The 4,823-nt window shown below is 46.2% G+C and carries 2 rRNA genes; both read left to right on the top strand.

The features are described 5' to 3' along the window. Positions 1-45 precede the first annotated feature (45 nt). A 16S ribosomal RNA gene (locus T329_RS0100065) occupies positions 46-1,558 on the top strand. A 318-nt stretch (positions 1,559-1,876) separates the two neighbouring features. After that, positions 1,877-4,758 (top strand): 23S ribosomal RNA (locus tag T329_RS0100060). Together the 16S and 23S rRNA genes form the textbook arrangement of a ribosomal RNA operon. Positions 4,759-4,823: the final 65 nt, after the last annotated feature.

The raw sequence follows: 4,823 nt of genomic DNA, 5'->3' as shown, positions 1-4,823 counted from the left end.
ATATTGTTCTTTGAAAACTAGATATATAAACATGACGAAGTCAATTTTTTCGAGAGTTTGATCCTGGCTCAGGATGAACGCTGGCTGTGTGCCTAATACATGCATGTCGAGCGAAGTACTTGTACTTAGCGGCGAATGGGTGAGTAACACGTACTCAACGTACCCTTCAGATTGGCATAGCGGTTGGAAACAACCGATAATACCAAATACTTGTTTAGATCGCATGATCTTTACATAAAAGACGCCTCAAAGCGTCGCTGGAGGAGCGGGGTGCGCAACATTAGCTAGTTGGTGAGGTAACGGCCCACCAAGGCAATGATGTTTAGCGGGGTTGAGAGACTGAACCGCCACACTGGGACTGAGATACGGCCCAGACTCCTACGGGAGGCAGCAGTAGGGAATATTCCACAATGGACGAAAGTCTGATGGAGCGACACAGCGTGCAGGATGAAGGCCCTATGGGTTGTAAACTGCTGTGGTAAGGGAATAAAAAATAGTATAGGAAATGATACTATATTGAATGTACCTTATTAGAAAGCAACGGCTAACTATGTGCCAGCAGCCGCGGTAATACATAGGTTGCAAGCGTTATCCGGAATTATTGGGCGTAAAGCGTCTGTAGGTTGTTTATTAAGTCTGGCGTCAAATTTTGGGGCTCAACCCCAAACCGCGTTGGATACTGGTAAACTAGAGTTATGTAGAGGTTAGCGGAATTCCTTGTGAAGCGGTGAAATGCGTAGATATAAGGAAGAACACCAACATGGCGAAGGCAGCTAACTGGACATATACTGACACTGAGAGACGAAAGCGTGGGGAGCAAACAGGATTAGATACCCTGGTAGTCCACGCCCTAAACGTTGATCATTAGCTGATGGGGAACTCATCGGCGCAGCTAACGCATTAAATGATCCGCCTGAGTAGTACGTTCGCAAGAATAAAACTTAAAGGAATTGACGGGGACCCGCACAAGCGGTGGAGCATGTGGTTTAATTTGAAGATACGCGTAGAACCTTACCCACTCTTGACATCTTCCGCAAAGCTATAGAGATATAGTGGAGGTTAACGGAATGACAGATGGTGCATGGTTGTCGTCAGCTCGTGTCGTGAGATGTTCGGTTAAGTCCTGCAACGAGCGCAACCCCTGTCCTTAGTTACTAACATTTAGTTGAGCACTCTAAGGAGACTGCCCGAGTAATCGGGAGGAAGGTGGGGACGACGTCAAATCATCATGCCTCTTACGAGTGGGGCAACACACGTGCTACAATGGCCGGTACAAAGTGAAGCAAACTGGTGACAGGGAGCAAACCACAAAAAACCGGTCTCAGTTCGGATTGGAGTCTGCAACTCGACTCCATGAAGTCGGAATCGCTAGTAATCGTAGATCAGCTACGCTACGGTGAATACGTTCTCGGGTCTTGTACACACCGCCCGTCAAACCATGGGAGCTGGTAATGCCCGAAGTCGGTTTATAAACAAACTGCCTAAGGCAGGACTGGTGACTGGGGTTAAGTCGTAACAAGGTATCCCTACGAGAACGTGGGGATGGATTACCTCCTTTCTACGGAGTACAAAAGTCAATCAAGTATTGACACTTTAACCTTATATTCAGACCTACTTAATTTTTTTAGCAGTCATGGCTTGTTAGGTCGCAAGCATATATCTAGTTTTGAGGGGACAATTCTTCTCAAAATTGTTCTTTGAAAACTGAATAGTTAATATTTTAAAATATTACAACGACATCAAAAATGAATAAATTTTGGTTTATTCGTATTGATTCATCGAGTAGTCATATTTAAATATATGATTCATTGAAATGTCTTAAAATACACATCATAACAACAATAGGAAATCTTAATTGAATAAATTAAGGACATACTTTTAAATAAGTAAGAGTTTGTGGTGGATGCCTTGGGTCTGAAAGTCGATGAAGGACGTGATTACCTGCGATAAGCCTCGTGGAGCTGGATATAAGCTACGAAGCGGGGATTTCCGAATGGGGGAACCTAACTAGGGTAATGCCTAGTTGCCTTCTTCTGAATACATAGGAAGTCGAGCGAGACACCATGCGAACTGAAACATCTTAGTAGCATGAGGAAAAGAAAATAAATAATGATTTCTTTAGTAGCGGCGAGCGAACGAGAAAGAGCCCAAACCACTTTAAGTGGGGTTGTAGGACGATCTACATAGAGTTACAAAATTTAATGATAGCAGAAACGTTTGGGAAAACGTAGCACAGAGGGTGATACTCCCGTAAGCGAAATCGTTAAATCTCTTGATCGTATCCTGAGTAGGGCGGGGCACGTGAAACCCTGTCTGAATCTGCCGGGAGCACCCGGTAAGGCTAAATACTAATCAGACACCGATAGTGAACTAGTACCGTGAGGGAAAGGTGAAAAGAACCCCGAGAGGGGAGTGAAATAGATTCTGAAACCACTTACTTACAATTAGTCAGAGCCCATTTAAGGGTGATGGCGTACATCTTGCAGTATGGACCGGCGAGTTATGTTATCATGCGAGGTTAAGCGGAAAAAAGCGGAGCCGTAGAGAAATCGAGTCTTAATAGGGCGACATAGTATGATGGCATACACCCGAAACCAGGTGATCTATTCATGAGCAGGCTGAAGCTTGGGTAACACCAAGTGGAGGGCCGAACCGTAGTACGCTGAAAAGTGCCCGGATGACTTGTGAATAGCGGAGAAATTCCAATCGAACTTGGAGATAGCTGGTTCTCCTCGAAATAGCTTTAGGGCTAGCGTGTGGTGTTAAATGATGGTGGTAAAGCACTGAATGTGGAATGGCCGCGCCTAGCGGTACTGACTATAATCAAACTCTGAATACCATCATGTATTGCCATGCAGTCGGAACTGGGGTGCTAACGTCCCAGCTCGCGAGGGAAACAACCCAGATCGTCGGCTAAGGTCCCAAATTCGTGTTAAGTGAGAAAGGTTGTGGGGTTTCATAAACAACTAGGAAGTTGGCTCAGAAGCAGCCATCTTTTAAAGAGTGCGTAATAGCTCACTAGTCAAGAGACCCTGCGCCAATAATTTAACGGGACTAAAACACGAAACCGAAGCCACGGGTACATTTATGTACGTTAGAGGAGCGTTCTTAGGGCAATGAAGCCAGACCGTGAGGACTGGTGGAGCGCTAAGAAGTGAGAATGCCGGTATGAGTAACGATTCGTGGTGAGAATCCACGACGCCTATTGGGGAAGGTTTCCTGGGCAAGGTTCGTCCACCCAGGGTTAGTCAGGACCTAAGGCGAGGCGGATACGCGTAGTCGATGGACAACAGGTTAATATTCCTGTACTTTCTATAATAGTGATGGAGTGACGGAGAAGGATAGGCTTACCTCTTACTGGATTGAGGGGCAAGTAGCAACTGGAAATTGTAGGCAAATCCGCAATTTGTAACCGGGAGCTGTGACGCATAGGCGCAAGCTGAATTAGTTGATTTCATACTTCCAAGAAAAGCTTCTAAACTTAATATTATGGAAACCTGTACCGAGAACGGACACACGTCCCCAAGATGAGTATTCTAAGGCGAGCGAGAAAACTAGTGTTAAGGAACTCTGCAAAATGACCCCGTAAGTTCGCAAGAAGGGGTGCTCACGCAAGTGAGCCACAGAAAATTATGAGGGGCAACTGTTTATCAAAAACACAGCTCTCTGCTAAACCGCAAGGTGATGTATAGGGGGTGAAGCCTGCCCAGTGCCCGAAGGTTAAGTGGATGCGTTAGCTTTATGCGAAGCGTTGAAATGAAGCCCGGGTGAACGGCGGCCGTAACTATAACGGTCCTAAGGTAGCGAAATTCCTTGTCGGCTAAATACTGACCTGCACGAAAGGCGCAATGATCTCTCAACTGTCTCAACACTAGACTCGGTGAAATTATGGTCCCAGTGAAAACGCTGGGTACCCGCATCAAGACGAAAAGACCCCATGGAGCTTTACTACAACTTCGTATTGAAATTTGGTCTAACATGTGTAGGATAGGTGGGAGACTTTGAAGCTAAGACGCCAGTCTTAGTGGAGTCAACCTTGAAATACCACCCTTGTTATATTGAGTTTCTAACCTGCCATCATCATCGGGTGGGGGGACAGTGCGTGGTGGGTAGTTTGACTGGGGCGGTCGCCTCCTAAAGAGTAACGGAGGCGTTCAAAGGTACACTCAATACGGTCAGAAACCGTATGCAGAGCGCAAAGGTAGAAGTGTGCTTGACTGTGAGACTTACAAGTCGAGCAGGTGCGAAAGCAGGACTTAGTGATCCGGCTGTACATTGTGCAATGGCAGTCGCTCAACGGATAAAAGTTACCCTGGGGATAACAGGCTTATCTTGCCCAAGAGATCACATCGACGGCAAGGTTTGGCACCTCGATGTCGGCTCATCGCATCCTGGAGCTGGAGTCGGTTCCAAGGGTTGGGCTGTTCGCCCATTAAAGCGGTACGCGAGCTGGGTTCAGAACGTCGTGAGACAGTTCGGTCCCTATCTGATGTGGGCGTTGGAATATTGATGAGAGCCGTTTTTAGTACGAGAGGACCGAAACGGACGTACCACTGGTGTTCCAGTTGTTCCGCCAGGAGCATAGCTGGGTAGCTAAGTACGGAAAGGATAACCGCTGAAAGCATCTAAGTGGGAAGCCTCCTCAAAGATTAGTATTCCCTTGAGATTCCTTATAGACTATGAGGTCGATAGGCTGGATGTGTAAGCATGGCGACATGTTGAGCTGACCAGTACTAATAAATCGATAGGTTTAAAAGTAATGTGTATTTATGACATTTCAATGAATTTTAAAACAACTATTCAGTTTTCAAAGAGCACGCTGC

Source organism: Mycoplasma simbae ATCC 49888 (assembly GCF_000702705.1).
Lineage (GTDB): Bacteria > Bacillota_I > Bacilli_A > Mycoplasmatales > Metamycoplasmataceae > Mycoplasmopsis > Mycoplasmopsis simbae.
This window is presented reverse-complemented; position numbering and strand designations above follow the sequence as displayed.